This is a genomic window from Oscillatoria salina IIICB1 (assembly GCF_020144665.1).
Classification (GTDB): domain Bacteria; phylum Cyanobacteriota; class Cyanobacteriia; order Cyanobacteriales; family SIO1D9; genus IIICB1.
Map to the genome: position 1 here is coordinate 39,086 of NZ_JAAHBQ010000117.1, position 17,014 is coordinate 56,099.

Annotated in this window: 17 protein-coding genes; 13 read left to right on the plus strand and 4 right to left on the minus strand. The window is 40.7% G+C overall.

Annotated features, from left to right (window positions below; translation table 11 throughout):
* Positions 1 to 5: 5 nt before the first annotated feature.
* The 10 genes from G3T18_RS23155 (at position 6) to G3T18_RS23200 (ending at position 9,640) form a co-directional block, all read left to right on the plus strand.
* Complete coding sequence (locus G3T18_RS23155) at positions 6 to 353, plus strand: HepT-like ribonuclease domain-containing protein (RefSeq protein WP_224412960.1); 348 nt, start codon at positions 6 to 8, stop codon at positions 351 to 353.
* 143 nt (positions 354 to 496) lie between these two features.
* Positions 497 to 799, plus strand: a complete 303-nt coding sequence (ureA, locus tag G3T18_RS23160) for an urease subunit gamma (protein WP_224412961.1) — start codon at positions 497 to 499, stop codon at positions 797 to 799.
* 40 nt (positions 800 to 839) lie between these two features.
* Complete coding sequence (locus G3T18_RS23165; RefSeq protein WP_224412962.1) at positions 840 to 1,151, plus strand: urease subunit beta; 312 nt, start codon at positions 840 to 842, stop codon at positions 1,149 to 1,151.
* The gene (locus G3T18_RS23170) at positions 1,148 to 1,909 is read left to right on the plus strand and encodes a phytanoyl-CoA dioxygenase family protein (protein WP_224412963.1); all 762 of its coding nucleotides are present in this window, start codon (positions 1,148 to 1,150) and stop codon (positions 1,907 to 1,909) included. Before G3T18_RS23165 ends, G3T18_RS23170 begins: the two co-directional genes overlap by 4 nt.
* Positions 1,910 to 2,007: 98 nt before the next feature.
* Positions 2,008 to 2,460 carry a hypothetical protein gene (locus tag G3T18_RS23175; RefSeq protein ID WP_224412964.1) on the plus strand — a complete coding sequence of 151 codons (453 nt, stop codon included), beginning with the start codon at positions 2,008 to 2,010 and terminating at the stop codon, positions 2,458 to 2,460.
* A gap of 11 nt (positions 2,461 to 2,471) precedes the next feature.
* On the plus strand, positions 2,472 to 3,266 hold the full coding sequence (locus G3T18_RS23180) for an SDR family NAD(P)-dependent oxidoreductase (RefSeq protein ID WP_224412965.1): 795 nt from the start codon (positions 2,472 to 2,474) through the stop codon (positions 3,264 to 3,266).
* 185 nt (positions 3,267 to 3,451) lie between these two features.
* The gene (locus G3T18_RS23185) at positions 3,452 to 3,676 is read left to right on the plus strand and encodes a DUF433 domain-containing protein (RefSeq protein ID WP_224412966.1); all 225 of its coding nucleotides are present in this window, start codon (positions 3,452 to 3,454) and stop codon (positions 3,674 to 3,676) included.
* Positions 3,673 to 4,005, plus strand: a complete 333-nt coding sequence (locus G3T18_RS23190) for a DUF5615 family PIN-like protein (protein WP_224412967.1) — start codon at positions 3,673 to 3,675, stop codon at positions 4,003 to 4,005. The genes G3T18_RS23185 and G3T18_RS23190 overlap by 4 nt, the downstream gene beginning before the upstream one ends.
* Before the next feature lie 119 nt (positions 4,006 to 4,124).
* Positions 4,125 to 5,843: an urease subunit alpha gene (ureC, locus tag G3T18_RS23195; protein ID WP_224412968.1), complete on the plus strand. Its 1,719-nt coding sequence runs from the start codon at positions 4,125 to 4,127 to the stop codon at positions 5,841 to 5,843.
* Between the two features lie 335 nt (positions 5,844 to 6,178).
* Complete coding sequence (locus G3T18_RS23200; RefSeq protein ID WP_224412969.1) at positions 6,179 to 9,640, plus strand: PAS domain-containing protein; 3,462 nt, start codon at positions 6,179 to 6,181, stop codon at positions 9,638 to 9,640.
* A gap of 179 nt (positions 9,641 to 9,819) precedes the next feature.
* Here G3T18_RS23200 and G3T18_RS23205 read toward each other — a convergent pair whose 3' ends face one another.
* The gene (locus tag G3T18_RS23205; RefSeq protein WP_224412970.1) at positions 9,820 to 10,689 is read right to left on the minus strand and encodes an XDD3 family exosortase-dependent surface protein; all 870 of its coding nucleotides are present in this window, start codon (positions 10,687 to 10,689) and stop codon (positions 9,820 to 9,822) included.
* A gap of 595 nt (positions 10,690 to 11,284) precedes the next feature.
* Between G3T18_RS23205 and G3T18_RS23210 the strand changes: the two genes are divergently transcribed.
* The 3 genes from G3T18_RS23210 (at position 11,285) to G3T18_RS23220 (ending at position 13,427) form a co-directional block, all read left to right on the plus strand.
* On the plus strand, positions 11,285 to 11,830 hold the full coding sequence (locus G3T18_RS23210) for an NADPH-dependent FMN reductase (RefSeq protein WP_224412971.1): 546 nt from the start codon (positions 11,285 to 11,287) through the stop codon (positions 11,828 to 11,830).
* 195 nt (positions 11,831 to 12,025) lie between these two features.
* Positions 12,026 to 12,787, plus strand: coding sequence for a hypothetical protein (locus G3T18_RS23215; RefSeq protein WP_224412972.1), 762 nt, complete (start codon positions 12,026 to 12,028; stop codon positions 12,785 to 12,787).
* A gap of 193 nt (positions 12,788 to 12,980) precedes the next feature.
* Positions 12,981 to 13,427: a DUF3531 family protein gene (locus G3T18_RS23220; RefSeq protein ID WP_224412973.1), complete on the plus strand. Its 447-nt coding sequence runs from the start codon at positions 12,981 to 12,983 to the stop codon at positions 13,425 to 13,427.
* Here the strand turns inward: G3T18_RS23220 and G3T18_RS23225 are convergent.
* Genes G3T18_RS23225 through G3T18_RS23235 form a run of 3 tightly spaced genes read right to left on the minus strand, consistent with a single transcriptional unit; the run spans position 13,390 to position 16,971 of the window.
* Complete coding sequence (locus tag G3T18_RS23225) at positions 13,390 to 15,048, minus strand: mechanosensitive ion channel domain-containing protein (RefSeq protein WP_224412974.1); 1,659 nt, start codon at positions 15,046 to 15,048, stop codon at positions 13,390 to 13,392. The genes G3T18_RS23220 and G3T18_RS23225 overlap by 38 nt on opposite strands.
* A 22-nt stretch (positions 15,049 to 15,070) precedes the next feature.
* Entirely contained in the window at positions 15,071 to 16,015 is a 945-nt protein-coding gene (locus G3T18_RS23230; protein ID WP_224412975.1) for a c-type heme family protein, read from the minus strand.
* 11 nt (positions 16,016 to 16,026) lie between these two features.
* Positions 16,027 to 16,971 carry a GDP-L-fucose synthase family protein gene (locus tag G3T18_RS23235; RefSeq protein WP_224412976.1) on the minus strand — a complete coding sequence of 315 codons (945 nt, stop codon included), beginning with the start codon at positions 16,969 to 16,971 and terminating at the stop codon, positions 16,027 to 16,029.
* Between the last annotated feature and the right edge of the window lie 43 nt (positions 16,972 to 17,014).

Genomic DNA, 17,014 nt, shown 5'->3' on the forward strand with positions numbered 1-17,014 from the left:
AACTTATGTTTATCGACGAAGGAACCGCCTTGAATCATATGTTGGATGCAGCCCAAGAAGCTGTCTCTTTCACTTATAATCGCAGCAGAACCGATCTAGATTACGATCGGATGTTAACCTTAGCTTTGCTGAAAGATTTGGAAATTCTCGGTGAAGCAGCTTCGAGGATTACTACTCATCGTCAATATGCTTTTCCTCAAATTTCTTGGCGAAAAATTCTCCAAATGAGGGCTAACTTTATTGATGCCTATTTTGAGATTAATTTAGATGAAATTTGGCGAACTGCTACCGTCGATTTACCACCGCTAATTATCGAACTAGAAAAGATAATTACTGATAATTACAAGAAATAGCTTGAAGTTTGGCAATGCCCTGATTAATTAACCACTTTCAGAGAAATTTTTGTTCGTAGTAAGGGCTTTAGCCCTTTCCTGATTAATCTTAAAGTGTTGACAAACTAATTTTTTTTAGCTTCTACTATCGAGTCTGACTAAAAATGCAACTGACACCACAAGAAAAAGACAAATTACTAATTTTTACGGCAGCTTTACTAGCAGAAAGACGCAAAGAAAAAGGGTTGAAATTGAATTACCCGGAAGCCGTAGCCTATATTTCGGCGGCAATTTTAGAAGGAGCGAGAGAAGGAAGAACTGTAGCTGAATTGATGAGTTATGGGACAACTTTACTTAAGAGAAATGATGTGATGGAAGGTATACCGGAAATGGTGAAAGAAGTGCAGGTAGAAGCGACTTTCCCTGATGGAACTAAGTTAGTTACAGTTCACGATCCTATTCGTTAAAAAGTTTTGTTGTTGTCATTTTTAGGAGGAAAATTTCAAAATGATTCCCGGAGAAATGTTTATTGCTGAGGGCGAAATAGAATTAAATGCTGGTCGTCCAACGGTGAAAGTGTTAGTAGGAAATACTGGCGATCGCCCAATTCAGGTGGGTTCTCATTTTCACTTTTACGAAGCAAATGAAGCCTTAAATTTTACTCGTGAAACTACTAAAGGAATGCACTTAAATATTCCCGCAGGAACCGCAGTCCGTTTTGAACCTGGTGATGAAAAAGAAGTGGAGTTAGTTCCTTTTGTTGGCAGTCGGGAAGTCTATGGTTTAAATGGTAAAATTAATGGTAAGTTAGACGAATGATAGACTTAGCAAATACGGGGTCAATTGTCAAGGAAATTGTTGAAGGTCAGGGTTATGTGTTGCTTCCTGAAGTCATAACTAAGGAAGAGGCAGAAAACGCGCGATCGCGGCTTCTGCAACAGGCTGAAATAGCCCGCAAAACAGGAACTCTCCTCACCGAAGGTAAACATCGGGAACGAATTTATGGTTTAATTTTCAAAGGTGAAATCTTTGAATTAATGGTACAACATCCGCGAGTTCTCGAAGTAGTTGAAACTATTTTAGGTTCAGAAATAACTCTCGGTGGTTTTTCGGCTCATATTCTCCATCCTGGTGCTACAAATATGGGAGTTCATGTAGATTATCCTTATTGGGCGATGGAGCCACCTTTTCCCGCTCATCCCATCTTAGAAGTACAAACTATTTGGTTAGTTGAAGACTTTACTGAAGACAATGGTGCGCCCTTTTTTGCCCCTGGTAGTCAGAAATTATCTTGCAAACCGGACATCAAACAATTTCACCAAATAGCTGAGAAAATTACTGGAAAAGCCGGCTCGGTAGTCATTTCTCATGGTCTTTGTTGGCATGATACCTCAACTAATACTACTCAAGAGCCAAGGGTGTCAATCCTGGGTAACTATACGCCCAAATTTATCCATCCTCTCGAAGATAATTTATACGAAGTGCGCCCAGAAGTGCTAGAGCAAGCTAGTCCTAAATTGCAAAAACTGCTGAGATATCGGTTAAAATCAACTGAAGAGCCAATTTTTAAGATGTAAATCTCGCTGTTACCCTCTGCCGAAATTATTGATATAAAAGTGACGCATTTAATAATATAATTATGTCGGGATTTTTCTGAGAATTGAGGGGGGTTTAAATGTCTAAATATGAGGAACTTTGTCAAGTTTTTGCTAATGCTAGGAAGGAAGCCGTCAAATATAAGCATTCTTGTCAAGATTTTGCCGATTTCCTGGTACATCGTATGAGTATGTACTTTGGTTGCGCGATCGCTACGGGAGAGATACGCTTTTATGAGGATGGTAATTTACACCTCCAAACTTCTCTCACTTTATACGAAAATCCCCAAGATACAGCTAATTCTGCTTGCGAAACGATTACCATAGATTTATCAATTATTAAAAAATGTGAAGATTTTTTGGTGGCAGTGCTTCCTTATGGTAGTGAATTCACAATTCCCAGCAAAAACATGAATAAATTAGATGAACTTTTCGAGTTTATTGCTGATAAAATTAGAGCAGTTTATGAAAATGATATTGAATTATTAGTCGGCGAATGCGAAAAAATTAGAAGCCTCGGCTGGAATTTTTAACTAAGAAAAAAATGAACAAAAGCGGTAGAGTTGCAGGCAAAATTGCTTTAGTTACAGGTGCGGCTTCCGGAATAGGTAAAGCGACAGCACAACTATTAGCAAAAGAAGGTGCAAAAGTAGCATTAACCGATATTGATGGGGAAAAAGTAGCAACTACCGCTAAGGAAATTGCTGACACAGAAAATGAAGCTATTGGTTTCGCTTTGGATGTGACTTCCGCAGCAGCTTGGGAAAGCGGGATCGAGAAAATATGCCAAACTTGGAACTGTCTTGATATCCTAGTTAATAATGCTGGAATATCTTTTGCTAAACCTGTTACTGAGATGAGTTTAACTGAATGGCGACAGGTAATAGCAATCAATTTAGATGGCGTATTTTTAGGGACAAAATCGGCAATTCCTGCGATGAGAAAAACTGGGGGAGGTAGTATTATTAATCTCTCCTCAGCTTCGGGAATAAAAGCCAGTGCGAATGCTTCTGCTTATTGTGCTAGTAAAGCAGCAGTGCGTTTATTTTCTAAGACAATAGCCCTCGAATGCGCCCAAAATAATGATAACATTCGCGTTAATACTGTAGTGCCGGGAGCAGTAGCTACGCCGATGTGGAAAAATCAAGATTGGTGGGCAGATTTAGAAGCAAAATCAGGTGGAGAAAGCCAAGCTTGGGAGTCGATTTCTACTACTATACCTTTAAAAAGATTCGCTCAACCAGAAGAAGTTGCTGCGGCGATTTTGTATCTCGCTAGTGATGAATCTAGTTATGTTACGGGGACAGAAATAGTTATTGATGGTGGCTATCTAGCTTAATAAAGTAGCGATCTAGTTTGGTTTGATATAACTGAAAAAGGAAATCGCGAAGCCGAAAAGTTATTAAAGTCAGAATAATTTGTAGCTATTGGCAGGGGAATTTCAATCGCTAGATAAGAGGTTGAGTTTATTGAGCAAAGTATAATGTTAATATTGTCTAAAGTAAAATTAGTTTGAGTCGAGCGATGGACTACCAAAATATTATTACAATTGAGCCTGGAAAACGTAGTGGCAAACCGTGTATTCGAGGAATGCGTATTACTGTGTATGATATTTTAGAGTATTTAGCAGGTGGTATGACTGAAGCCGAAATTCTCGAAGATTTTTCTGAACTTACTTCAGAAGATATCAAAGCTTGTCTTGCTTTTGCCGCCGATCGTGAGAAAAAGTTATTTTTAGCATCGTTATGAAACTGCTACTAGACGAAAATATTTCCGATCGGATTATTAACAGAATTATTGATTTGTATCCAGATTCCCACCACGTTAAAAGCTTGGGAATGACTAATACTGATGATGTTGTTATCTGGGAGTATGCAAAAATGAATGATTTTGTGATTGTTTCTAAAGATTCGGACTTTCATCAACGTAGTTTGCTTTACGGACATCCACCAAAATTCATTTATCTTCGGATAGGAAATAGTCCAACTTCCAAAATTGTACAGATTTTGAGAGATAATTTTGAGACTATCCTGAAATTTGCCGATCGCGAAACAGAAAGTATTTTGGTGTTAATGTAGTCTGAAACAAAACAAGAATCTACCGTTTGTACTCGATCGCCAAATTTTCCCGAAGATTGCTTTAATGACTGTGTGGTGTCATACTCGTTGCAGGTTGCTGTTTGTGAGGAGTAAAATAAATGAGTTATCGCATGGATCGCCGCGCCTATGCGGAAACTTTTGGTCCGACGGTGGGCGATTGCGTTCGTCTCGCGGATACAGATCTCATTATCGCTGTGGAACGAGATTTTACCACTTATGGTGACGAAGTTAAGTTCGGCGGTGGTAAAGTAATTCGTGATGGGATGGGACAATCGCCGATTTCTCGCGCTGATGGGGCGGTGGATTTGGTCATCACTAATGCTTTAATTTTAGATTGGTGGGGCATTGTTAAAGCTGATATTGGCATTAAAGACGGCAAAATCGCCAAAATTGGGAAAGCGGGAAATCCTCATATTCAAGATAATGTTGACATAATTATCGGTCCTGCGACAGAAGCGATCGCGGGAGAGGGAATGATTCTCACTGCGGGTGGTATCGACTCCCACATTCACTTTATTTGTCCCCAACAAATCGAATGCGCGATCGCCTCGGGAATTACGACTATGATTGGTGGTGGTACGGGTCCCGCGACGGGTACAAATGCTACTACTTGTACTCCTGGGGAATGGAATATCTACCGAATGTTACAAGCGGCTGATGCTTTCCCCGTCAATTTAGGTTTCCTCGGAAAAGGTAACAGCAGCCAACCTCAAGGTTTAGTCGAACAAATCCAAGCGGGCGTAATGGGTTTAAAATTACATGAAGATTGGGGAACCACTCCCGCAGCGATCGATACTTGTTTAACAGTCGCCGATGAATATGATATTCAAGTAGCGATTCATACCGACACACTCAACGAAGCAGGTTTTGTCGAAAATACGATCGCCGCTTTCCAAAATCGCGTTATTCATACATACCACACTGAAGGCGCAGGTGGAGGACACGCCCCTGATATTATCAAAGTTTGTGGGGAAGCTAATGTTTTACCTTCTTCAACTAATCCCACTCGCCCTTATACTACAAATACTTTAGAAGAACATTTAGATATGCTGATGGTGTGTCATCACCTCGATAAAAGCATACCTGAAGATGTTGCTTTTGCTGAGTCGAGAATTCGTCGCGAAACGATCGCGGCTGAAGATATTTTGCACGATTTAGGTGCATTTAGTATGATTGCTTCCGATTCTCAAGCAATGGGAAGAGTTGGCGAAGTAATTATTCGGACTTGGCAAACAGCACATAAAATGAAAGTACAGCGAGGACAGCTTAATTCTCCTGAAGATTTAGACATTGAAAACGACAATTTTCGGGCAAAAAGATACGTGGCGAAATATACGATTAATCCGGCAATAACTCATGGAATTTCCGATTATGTCGGTTCGGTAGAAGCGGGTAAATTAGCCGATTTGTGTCTCTGGAAACCCGCCTTTTTTGGGGTTAAACCCGAAATTGTGATTAAAGGAGGTGCGATCGCTTACGCGCAAATGGGCGATGCAAATGCTTCTATTCCTACACCGCAACCGATTCATATACGTCCCATGTTTGCTAGTTTTGGCGGCGCCAGATTTGCTACCTCTCTTACTTTTGTCTCTCAAGCAGCATTGGAGCGCGAAATTCCTACCCAAATTAACTTACAAAAAACCGCCGTTGCTGTTAAAAATACCCGTCAATTAAGCAAGCGAGATTTGAAATTAAATGAAGCTTTACCAACAATTGAAGTCGATCCCGAAACTTACGAAGTTAGGGCAAATGGCGAATTATTAACTTGCGAACCTGCTTCAGTTTTACCTATGGCGCAAAGATATTTTCTTTTTTAGTTTTATTTAATAACTCGATCGGAAATCTTCACTAACAATTTATTTTTTCTTGATTTAAGTTTCGCAAAAGTTGGACTTAGCGAGGTAAGACTAATTAATTTTCGCCAGAGAAAAATTTGCCGAATATGTGGAGACAACTATTGTAAAGAAACCTAAATTTCGCTTTCGTCAGGACAATTGCAGAATTGGCATACTATCCACTTCTGGATCGATAGATTAACGTTATCGCCTACTTAATTGGCAGATGTTATCCCCTAACAAGAGCCGAAAACAAAAAATAATGCTATCTTAACTACAAAGTCTCTGTATATAATATCAAATTTGAGGACTGTGAGATGTTTCAAGTCCAGACAAACTCTTTAGAGGTTGGTCGTCAAATCCCTCTTGGAGAAGAATTATGGTATGCCAGCATCTTCGACGAAATGGACGAAGTAGTTTGGTCTATAGATGCAAATACTAACGAGATAGTTTATCTTAACAGAGCGGCTGAAAAATTATACGGTCGAGAAATTCAAGCATTTTATAGTAACCCAGAATTAAGATTAGAAGTTATTATTCCAGAAGCAAGAAATCGCGTCAGGGATTATGTGGCTCGGGTAGGAAAAGAAAAAAATCAACTTGAGACAGTATATCAGATAATTAAACCATCAGGAGAAATACGGATAGTAAAAGATAAAACTTGGGCGATCGCCGACGAAGAAGGCAAAGCGCAACGGATTATCAGTCTGGTAAAAGATATTACCGAAAATGTCAAGTATCAGGAAGAGCATCTGCGTTTCCAAAAGTTAACTGCTAATTTACCAGGAATAATTTATCAATATATACTTCACCTCGACGGAAGACAAGAAATTTCTTATATTAGTCCTAGTTGTCAAGAAATATATGAAATAGCGCCAGAAGCAATCCAGGAAAATATCAATTTAATTTGGGACATAGTTCATCCGGAAGATATCAATAACTTGCAAGAAACGATCGCCATCTCCGCAGAAACGTTACAATTTTGGCAATGTCAGTGGCGGATTATTACTCAGTCTGGGAAACTGAAATGGTTATCGGGCGTAGCCCAACCAGAAAAGCAAGCTAACGGAGAGATTATTTGGGATGGAATCTTTATTGATGTTAGCGATCGCAAAAAGATCGAAAAAGAACGTAATGAATTAATCGTCTCGATGGCAAAAGGTGAAGCACGTTATCGTTCGGTCTTAAGTGCCATGAGTGATGGGATAATAGTGCAAGATACGGAAGGCTTAATTCTCGAATGTAATACTAGCGCCGAACGCATTCTCGGTTTGACTGGGGAACAAATTATGGGGATGAAGACTCTCAGCGCAGGTGGAATCGCGATCGCCGAAGACGGTTCGCCCCTTTCCGAAGCAGAACAACCCCTTACCGTTACCCGTAAAACAGGTAAACCAATTACTAATGCTGTTATGGGGATCGCCAAACCCGATCGTCCTATTACCTGGATTTTGGTCAATACCCAGATTTTATTATCTCCTGGGAGCAAAAAATTTTCCGGAATTGTCGCTTCGATTAAAGATATCACCGAACTGCATCAAGCCCAAAAAGCTTTAAAAATCAGCACCGAACGCTTGCAATTAGCTTTAGAAGCAGCCAACGATGGACTCTGGGATGGGAATTTAGTTACAGGAGAACTGTATTTAAGCGATCGCTGGAAACAAATCTTGGGCTACAACCAATCAGAAATTGTCAATAGCATGGATTCTTGGCAACAATTACTCCATCCTGAAGATAAGCAAGTAGTTCTCAACTTACTTGAAGATCATTTAGCCGGAAATTCCCCCGATTTCCAAGCCGAATATCGAATGCAGACTAAATCGGGCGACTGGAAATGGATTTTAGCTCGCGGTAAAGTAGTTGAATCAGACTTTACAGGTAAACCCGTCCGGATAATTGGTACTCAGCGCGATATTAGCGATCGCAAAGCTGCTGAATTTGCTTTGCGTCACAGCCAACACCAATTAGAAGAAGCCCAAAGAATCTCCCGCATTGGTAACTGGGAATATGACCTCACTACAGAACAAGTTACTTGGAGTGAAGAACTTTTCCGCATTTTTGGTTTAGATCCCCAACAAGGCGCACCTAGTTACTCGGAACTAATTGAAAAATATCATCCCGAAGATCGTAGCATCTTTCAAGCAAAAGTCGAAAAAGCGATTACTGAAGGTAAACCTTATCAACTTGATTTGCGTTTTTATCGCAGCGATGGCGAACTAAGATACATCGTTGGTTGGGGAGAACCTGTCCTTAACGCTGAAGGTACTGTAGTGCGCTTGTTTGGCGCAGGAATGGACATCACCGAACGCAAACAAGGAGAATTAGCGATCGCGCGCTCTGAAGCTAGATATCGAGACTTAGCCCAAAGAGAAGCCTTACTCAATCGCTTAAGCTGTTTGATTCGTAATTCCCTCGATTTAGATACTATTCTCGAAACTACTGTCCGCGAAATTTATAATCATTTGCAGGTCGATATTTGCGCCTTTGGCTGGTATCGTTACGAACTCGTCGAACCTGTTTGGGAAATCTTTAAAGAAGCTAAACATCCTGCAACAAATAGTGTTTTAGGTACTTATCCAGTCGAATTATATCGAGAAACATCGGTCAAATTATTACAGCTAGAAACTTATCAGCTCGATGACATTAACACAGCAAGAGATTTAGCACTCCGGGAATTATTAACTTCTCTCGGCGCCACAGCTTTTATTTCTTTACCAATTGCCACTACATCTGGTTGTCTCGGTTCGTTACATTGCTTGCGCTGTGGCGAAAATCAACCTTGGCAAACCAAGGATTTAGAATTATTGCAAGCAGTGGCTACTCAATTGGCGATCGCTATTAATCAAGCTTTTCTCTACAATCAATCCCGGGAAGCTACTCGACAAGCAGAAGCTAAAACTCAACAACTCGAACAAACTTTGATCGAGTTACAACGCACTCAAGCTCAACTCGTACAAACTGAAAAAATGTCCTCCCTCGGACAAATGGTTGCCGGTGTCGCTCACGAAATTAATAATCCAGTAAGTTTTATTTACGGCAATATTTCCCACGCGATTGAATATACTGCTGATTTATTGAAAATTATCGAACTTTATCAAGATACCTATCCTCAACCTACCCCAGAAATTGAAGCTGAAATTGCAGCTACTGACTTGGATTTTTTAGTTGCAGATTTGCCGAAAGTCTTGGATTCGATGAAAGTAGGAGCCGTGCGCATTAAAGAAATTGTACAATCTTTGCGTACTTTTTCCCGTCTCGATGAAGCAGAAATGAAAGCTGTCGATCTCCACGAAAATATCGACAGCACGATCGTGATTTTGCAAAATCGGCTCAAAGCCAAATCCGATCGCCCAGAAATAATTATTAAAAAAAATTACGGTAACTTGCCAAAAGTAGAATGTTGTGCAGGTCAACTAAATCAAGTTTTTATGAATTTGATCGGTAATGCTATTGACGCTCTCGAAGAACGATCTCGCGATCGTACCACTGACGAAATAAAAGCCAAACCCAGTACCATTAGCATCTCAACTTTGGTTCTACCGAGCAACCGCGTCCAAATTCGGATTGCTGATAATGGAAATGGGATGAATCCGGAAACGATCGCCAGAATCTTTGACCCATTTTATACTACTAAACCCATCGGTAAAGGCACGGGTTTAGGTTTGTCTATCTCTCACTCAATTATCGTCGAAAAACATGGCGGTAGTCTGCGTTGTGTCTCTGAGTTAGGAGTCGGGACTGAATTCGCGATCGAAATTCCCATCCATCCACTTTCTTAACAGTTAACACTTAGTGAAATTTGTAGAGACTAAAATGCAATGTCTCTACAGCAGACAATTAAATATTTTTACCAACATAGAAATAATTCGCGAACTTGATTAGCTCGCGAATAGTTAGCTAAGTAGATGGAAATCTTGAACTTTTCCCCGATCTTACCTTCTAATTGAAACGCTCTCAATTATTTGCTTTCTGCTTGACGGCGCTGACGACGACTGCTAAGTAAACCCAATCCTACAACCACTAAACTCGCTACTGCTGCTGGCTCAGGTACGCTTTCGCTGTCGATGGTACCATTAATACCAATTCCGTCGTTAGCACATTCTGCAAACAAATGGGCAATAAAGTCACCTTTAGGAAGATTAGCAGTATCAAAGCTAAAGCCATAAGTGAAGCTACCAGCTTGACCAATGTTACTAGCAAAATCTAGTCCTAAGCCACTGAAATCATTAATCAACTCAACATCACCAACAAAGGCTTGGTAAGTGTCGATTACATTACCAATCGGAGCGGAAGAATCAAAGTAGTTTCCATTGATATCGATATCTCCTAAAGAAGCAGTTTTCCCTGCATTTCTAACTTTATTTTTGTAATGGTTTAAGTGGTTGAATCCAGAATTGTTCGTCGTGACACTCTTAGCAACAACTCCACTATAAAGTCCTATACCAGGTGCATTAGAGTCATTTCCTTCAGCAAAATTAACAGCAAATAAATCACCGTCAGCCATTGCGGTATCAAAATCTTTACCGGAAAAATTAAAGAAAAAGTCGCCATAATCAATCGTACCATTGAGAACGCGATTATAGGCTATGCCGCCTTGGGGAAGGTTACTATTAATTCCCACATATAAACGATCGCCTTCTTGAGCGTAAGCTACACCAAAGAGTTCAAAACCTGGGTCAGCGAGATTGCCAACTACACCGTTGGTGACACCATCATTAAAGCTATCTGCTGTATATTTCCAGGAAAAAGCTTGGGCTGATTGGCTAGTTCCTAAAGCTATTAATGCGGAAGTTGCAGCAGTAAATACTAATTTATTTAGAAGAGTCATTGGTTTGAAGTTCCTTCTGTTCTACTGCTTTGATACTAACAACATCTCCTAAGTTTCTACTTAAAGTTTGGATGTAGATCTTGGCTAACTTTGTGAAGGGTCTAGTCTAGATATTTTATTATTTTGGCAAAGCAAAATATTTCTTAAAATACGTTTTTGGGCTTGGTATCTTTTAGCTCAACTTAACAAGTAATTTCACTAAATTTTTCCCCTATTTATCTGAGCGATCGACTAGTTAATCCGCAAAAACCCTCGGTTTTCTCTTCTTCATTGATGTGAAAGATTATGATAATTACTGACTTGAGGCGTAAGTGTTACTACGAGGGTAATTTGAAGGAAAGATAAAATGCTTTTTGCTCGCTCGTTCGGCTTGAGTATAAATTCAAGTTGTTTCCTGGCTTTTCCGCATTTAGGAGCTGATTTTATTAAGGATCGTTAAGTTCCCGACTTGAGTTCACCTCGATCTACCCCTGCTCTCCCTTGACAGTTAGTAATTTTTTACGCTAGCTTATATGTAGTCGTTATGAGTATGACTTATTCAAGACTCGAACCGAGCGATCGTTTAAATCCATATTTTGATGGAGAAATATAACCTATGGTAAAAATAGTTGGCATTGGGGGAAGTTTGCGCCCCAACTCCTACAGCTATCAAGCTTTAAAAATAGCTGTTCAGCGAGTGGAAGCCCTAGGTGCAGAGGTAGAAATTCTTGACTTGCGGGAAATGAAGCTACCTTTGTGCGATGGTGGTGACGACTACCCCGATTACCCAGATGTTGCGCAGCTACAAGCAACAGTCAAAGCCGCAGATGGTTTAATTTTAGCGACTCCAGAGTATCACGGTAGCGTGAGTGGGGTACTGAAAAATGCTTTAGACTTAATGAGTTTTGACGAATTATCGGGGAAAGTGACAGGGTTAATCAGCGTATTAGGAGGACAATCGAATAGTAACGCCTTAAACGATCTCCGCACGATTATGCGTTGGGTACACGCTTGGGTTATTCCCGAACAGATTGCAGTGGGTCAAGCTTGGCAAGCTTTTAGCGAAGATGGGAAAATCGTCGATGAGAAGCTTTCCCAACGTTTCGACAAATTTGCTGAAAGTCTAGTGGAAAATACATCTAAACTGAGTCAAGTCGTCTAAGTGTTTTGTCCTTACCGCAGAAATCTCTTCACTGAGAGAGAGGATCTCGCTACTCCAAAGATAGAAGCGAGATCCTCTCTGTTGCTTTTATTGTGGTTAATGAAAGTTGAGTTTTGCTTCGGGTTCGGTACAAACGAACTGAAAATAGTCCTCGAAGCAAGGTAATTGTAAATCTAATTTTATAGAGGTAGTTAAATGACTAACATTAAATTTCGTACAGGCGCGATCGCCTTAGCAATCTCTGCATTCCTGCTTCCCGCTTGCACCAATGAGCCAGAAGTAGGTATCACTCAAGACGAAGAGAATGTCACCACCGAAGAAGTGGCTGAAAACACCGAAGATTATCTCGGTCAAGAAATCACCGTGAGAAGCGAAGTTAACCAAAAAGTTGACGAAGCCGCCTTTACCCTGAATGACAGCCGATTTTTTAATGGCGATGAAATACTGGTAATTAACGCCACTGGAGCGCCGTTTATACTGCCAGAAGACGACACCGAAGTGCAAGTAACCGGAGAAGTCCAACAGTTTAACATCGTCGAATTCGAGCAAGGCTACGGCTTAGACCTCGATCCACAAGTTTATGCCGAATACGAAGAACAACCCGCGATCGTCGCCCAGTCACTAGCTCTAGCACCTGAGCCACAGGAAATCGCTGCCAATCCCGACCAATACTATAATTATCCCATTGCCGTACAGGGCGAAGTTGATGAAGTTTACAGTCCTAATTCCTTTAAACTTGAGGGAGAAGACTTGTTAGTTATCGTTCCCGGTTCGGACTTTACTCAAGAAGACGAAGTAGTTACTATTGTCGGAGAAGTTCGTCCTTTTATACTTGCGGATCTCGAAAGAGACTACGATCTAACTTGGGATTTAGACGTCCAAGAAAAGATTGAAGCAGAATATCAAGAAAAACCTGTGATGATTGCCCGTGAAGTATACCCTTCAGCCCAAGAATAATTTGTCAGACCGACTCGAGAATTAAGGGGAAGCTGTGGGCTTTCCCTTTGTTTTATCTGAGATCGGATTAGATTAGTCAGAAGGTAGTATAATTAGATAAAATATTTAAGAATCAAGCAAAATTAATTAACTCAAAAAATAAGAGTTACCTTGGTTTCAATCCTTAATGATTTTCTCAGTAAAAGTATAGGTAATGGAAGTACAATTCCGCGAATTTAATCCTTTTGACCTGTGGATTTGGTTAGAATTTGATACTGTCCCCTCACCAAGGGAAAAACAGTACATTGAAGAAGTCTTTAACTCTTGGTTTTATATTGGTAAACTGGGAGCATTTAATGCGGAAAATCTTCAGGTACAAGATTCTGGGATTGAGATTAGCTACATGGAATACGATAATGTCGCAGCTAGCAGCGCGATGATGTCACCAATGCACAATATGGGTGAATTTGAGTATCAAGGAGTTTGGGGTCGCTGCTGGTTCGATCTAGGAACTAGCGATTTAATTGCTTTGGATATTTTGATTAATGCTTTACGAGAATTTAGTAAAGAATTGGTGCAAATTAAGCGGTTAATTATTGGTGGAGAAAATGAAGATTGGACAATTAATCAGCGCCAGAATTCGGTTTTTTATCAAGGTTAAAATTACTCGATTTGTTGAGGTAATCGCGAGCAAATGTAGTAATTTGTTGGGCGAAATTATTTGCTGATAGGGGATTTGAATGAGGCATTTGCATTGTTTCGGTGAGATAGTCTTGTTGATGTTTAGCGAGTCGGTGACTAAGGAGAGCGAGAAAAGATTCATCTTCACTTAACACTAGCGCGATCGCCTGGCGATCGATCGCTAAAAGTTCCGTGGCTACCGCAGCAGTCATCTTGACATCGGGGAAATCTGCACCCAAAAACAAACACATCTCGCCGAAAAAATCCCCTCTTTGCAACTGTTCTATCGGAGCAAGTGGACAGTTGCTCAGAAATTCCGCGCGAGCGCGAGGATCGTTAATTTCTGCTGCTAATCGTTGATAAATCCAATATAGGAAAAATACCTCTTTTGCCACCTGGTTGGTAATCGCAAAAGCACTCGGACCAATGTAGAAAGCTAATTGATAAGCAACTTTTTCGACAGTTTCTTCAGACAAAGGAACAGGAGGTTGCACTTTGGGACGGCGACTGAATACTTTAACAGTAAATGTATTTTCGCTCAAATTAGTAATTAACTCCTGTTCAACATTGATACAACCTTCAGCGACAATAAACATTGTTGACGAAGGTAGATTAGCGCAACTAAGTTGTTCCCCAGCATCAAACAGGAAAGATTGGCAATTGCCAACTAAAATTTCTCGGTTTTCCTGACTTAACTCACGAAAGAATTCCACAGAACTAATCAAATTCAGATGCTTTTCTGAAGAACCAGGAATGTATTCCGGAAACCAGCCTTGACGATGCAAAGCATACCAAACTCGCTGCAAAATTTCTGCATCAGTATAATTATTTGCATCAGAGTAATTAAGCGGATAATAGAGAACTTTATAGTGAGCCAAAACTTCTTCCGCAAATTCATACTCGCCGAGTTTAACTCGAAGCGGTTTGTCGAGATTAACATTAGCAGAAGGCTGATTTAGTAAAGCTCGATCCACAGTATTAATAACATCTTGAGGAGGGACGCGAGCAGAAACTATAAACTCAACACAGCGTCGCACCTGTCCTCCTGGAGGGATAACTTTAACTAGCTCTTGCGCCATTGAACCATTAGGAATATGAACCAGCATACCCTCACAAGTACGAATTGTCGTCGCGCGCCAAGTAATCGATTCCACCCAACCTTCAGCATCTTCAAGAATAATGCGATCGCCTACTTGAAATGGTTGATCGATCCGCAGCGCTACCCCTTCAAAGAAATTACCTAAAGTGGACTGCAAAGCAAAACCCAACACCGCCGACAGCACCGCCGAAGTTGTAAAGATCGTCGCAATATTTTTCCCCAACAGCAGCAAAATAGCGATCGCGCAAACCCCGTAAAGGATTAAAGAAATAACTAATTTCAGCAAAGCTGAAGGTTGCTTACCTTGCTTCCGGGGAAACCAAACCTCAACTACTAAAAAAGAAATAACATTAACAACTGCGATACTGCCACAAAGTAGCAAAATTACCAACAGATAATCTAAGACTGCTGCCGATACTAAATCTTGATTATGCTGTAAAAAAGAATAAACAAACAGGAGCAAACCCGTCAGAGCAAGGAGAATCAAGTTATAAGCATTCATGGGAGATTCCAGCCTAGAAAAATTACCTTGACAGCGATTTTCTCAAACTAACTAATAGTCGATTAATCGATTTGCTCAACTTGCCTAACTCATCAGCACGTTCCTCTGGAAGTTGAGACATTTCCACCTTGCTCAAGCTAATTTCTTCAACTAAATGAGCAATATTGTCTAAAGGTCTAACCAGCCAATGTCTAACTATTAAACTTACCGCCGTATAGGCAATTAAAAAGATACTCCCGATCAGTAACATATAGCAACTAATAGCATCTTGTGCCTGCCGTTTCGGAATCGAAGTTGGTACACTCATCAACCTCGTCCCGACAATTTCATTTAATTTCCAGCCAAAACCATTAGCCGAACCATACATTTTAATTAATGAAGGTGGAGCTACTTCCGGGGTACTATGACATTCTAAACAAGCTTGAGTTTTAATTTGAATTGGCTGGGCGACATAGAGAATTTCTCTTCCTCCTTGAGTAATTCGCTCGCCGATAATCTCCTTCAAATCCTGGTTTTCCAGAAAACTTTGAATAAGTTCAACTTGCCATCCTTCAGCTAAGTCCTTCGGATTAGTTGGGTTCAGAGCGCGTTCGACATAATTGTAACCTGGATAATCTTTACTCAAGTCGCTAAACACTTGTTGAACCGCATAAGAAGGGACACTTTCCGGCAAAAACTCCTCTTCCATGCGATCGGCGAACAAAGGTTGAACTCGATTCAAAGTGTATCTTCTCGTTGCTACTGCCGTCCTTAAAAGCACTTCCGCACTATGAACGATCTCTTGTCGAGCATCTCTTTGCTCAAGTGTGTAAGCGGCGACTCCCGCAACCAGCCAACCCAGTAAAAAAATAATAATTATTACTAATTCCAGCCTGGTCTGTAGTTTCATAGTTTTAACAGATGTAGTCGAAAATGGGAAAACGCGATCGCCTTCTGGTGAAACAGCGATCGCCTTTTCCCCAATCACCAATACACCAGCTACTCAGCGTGCTGACGATACCAGTCAATCGTATTCTTCAACCCTTGTTTAAACTCAGTTTCGGCGGTGAAACCAAACTTCTCTTTTGCTCTTTGAGTATCTAAACAACGACGAGGTTGACCGTTGGGTTTATCAGTTTCCCAAACAATTTCGCCTGGAAAATCCATTAATTCACAGATCGTTTCGACCAAATCTTTAATCGAAATCTCGTAATTAGTACCCAAATTAACTGGCTCTGATTCATTGTAAGCTTTAGTAGCCATGACAATACCCCGCGCTGCATCAGTAGAATACAAAAACTCGCGAGTTGGACTACCATCGCCCCAAACCGGTAAAGTTTTATCTCCCCGTTGTTGTGCTTCATGTACCTTTCTAATTAAAGCCGGAATCACATGAGAACTACGAGGGTCAAAATTATCTTCAGGGCCGTATAAATTTACGGGTAACAAATAGATACCATTAAAACCGTATTGCTGACGATAAGCTTGCAATTGTACTAATAAAGCCTTCTTCGCAATTCCATAAGGTGCATTAGTTTCTTCCGGGTAACCATTCCAAAGGTCATCTTCCCGAAAAGGCACAGGCGTAAACTTAGGATAAGCACAAATCGTACCCACACAAACAAACTTTTCCACCCCTGCTTGATAAGCAGCATGAATCAGTTGCGTACCCATCATCAAGTTATCGTAGAATAATTCTGCTGGCTTTTCCCGGTTTAAACCAATACCACCGACATGAGCAGCCAAATGAATCACCACATCTTGTTGCTCAACAGCTCGCTGACAAGCATCCATTTGCGTCAAATTGTAATCGCGCGATCGCGGTACCGTAATTTTATCTGCTTGCGCTCCTGCTTCACCCAACTGATTAACTACCTGTTTACCGAGAAATCCAGCCCCACCTGTTACCAGAATTCGTTTTTCGCTCAGATCGATAGTTGTCATTTTCTTGCCATTTTCGCCATTTTGTGTTACTAAACCTTGAAAT

What these genes read in the sequence shown, in the direction of transcription:
- G3T18_RS23155 (WP_224412960.1), top strand. Translation starts at nt 6, where the DNA reads ATGTTTATCGACGAAGGAACCGCCTTGAATCATATGTTGGATGCAGCC.
- G3T18_RS23175 (WP_224412964.1), top strand. Translation starts at nt 2,008, where the DNA reads ATGTCTAAATATGAGGAACTTTGTCAAGTTTTTGCTAATGCTAGGAAG.
- G3T18_RS23200 (WP_224412969.1), top strand. Translation starts at nt 6,179, where the DNA reads ATGTTTCAAGTCCAGACAAACTCTTTAGAGGTTGGTCGTCAAATCCCT.
- G3T18_RS23215 (WP_224412972.1), top strand. Translation starts at nt 12,026, where the DNA reads ATGACTAACATTAAATTTCGTACAGGCGCGATCGCCTTAGCAATCTCT.
- ureC (WP_224412968.1), top strand. Translation starts at nt 4,125, where the DNA reads ATGAGTTATCGCATGGATCGCCGCGCCTATGCGGAAACTTTTGGTCCG.
- G3T18_RS23180 (WP_224412965.1), top strand. Translation starts at nt 2,472, where the DNA reads ATGAACAAAAGCGGTAGAGTTGCAGGCAAAATTGCTTTAGTTACAGGT.
- G3T18_RS23170 (WP_224412963.1), top strand. Translation starts at nt 1,148, where the DNA reads ATGATAGACTTAGCAAATACGGGGTCAATTGTCAAGGAAATTGTTGAA.
- G3T18_RS23190 (WP_224412967.1), top strand. Translation starts at nt 3,673, where the DNA reads ATGAAACTGCTACTAGACGAAAATATTTCCGATCGGATTATTAACAGA.
- G3T18_RS23235 (WP_224412976.1), bottom strand. Translation starts at nt 16,971, where the DNA reads ATGACAACTATCGATCTGAGCGAAAAACGAATTCTGGTAACAGGTGGG.
- G3T18_RS23210 (WP_224412971.1), top strand. Translation starts at nt 11,285, where the DNA reads ATGGTAAAAATAGTTGGCATTGGGGGAAGTTTGCGCCCCAACTCCTAC.
- G3T18_RS23205 (WP_224412970.1), bottom strand. Translation starts at nt 10,689, where the DNA reads ATGACTCTTCTAAATAAATTAGTATTTACTGCTGCAACTTCCGCATTA.
- G3T18_RS23220 (WP_224412973.1), top strand. Translation starts at nt 12,981, where the DNA reads ATGGAAGTACAATTCCGCGAATTTAATCCTTTTGACCTGTGGATTTGG.
- ureA (WP_224412961.1), top strand. Translation starts at nt 497, where the DNA reads ATGCAACTGACACCACAAGAAAAAGACAAATTACTAATTTTTACGGCA.
- G3T18_RS23225 (WP_224412974.1), bottom strand. Translation starts at nt 15,048, where the DNA reads ATGAATGCTTATAACTTGATTCTCCTTGCTCTGACGGGTTTGCTCCTG.
- G3T18_RS23185 (WP_224412966.1), top strand. Translation starts at nt 3,452, where the DNA reads ATGGACTACCAAAATATTATTACAATTGAGCCTGGAAAACGTAGTGGC.
- G3T18_RS23165 (WP_224412962.1), top strand. Translation starts at nt 840, where the DNA reads ATGATTCCCGGAGAAATGTTTATTGCTGAGGGCGAAATAGAATTAAAT.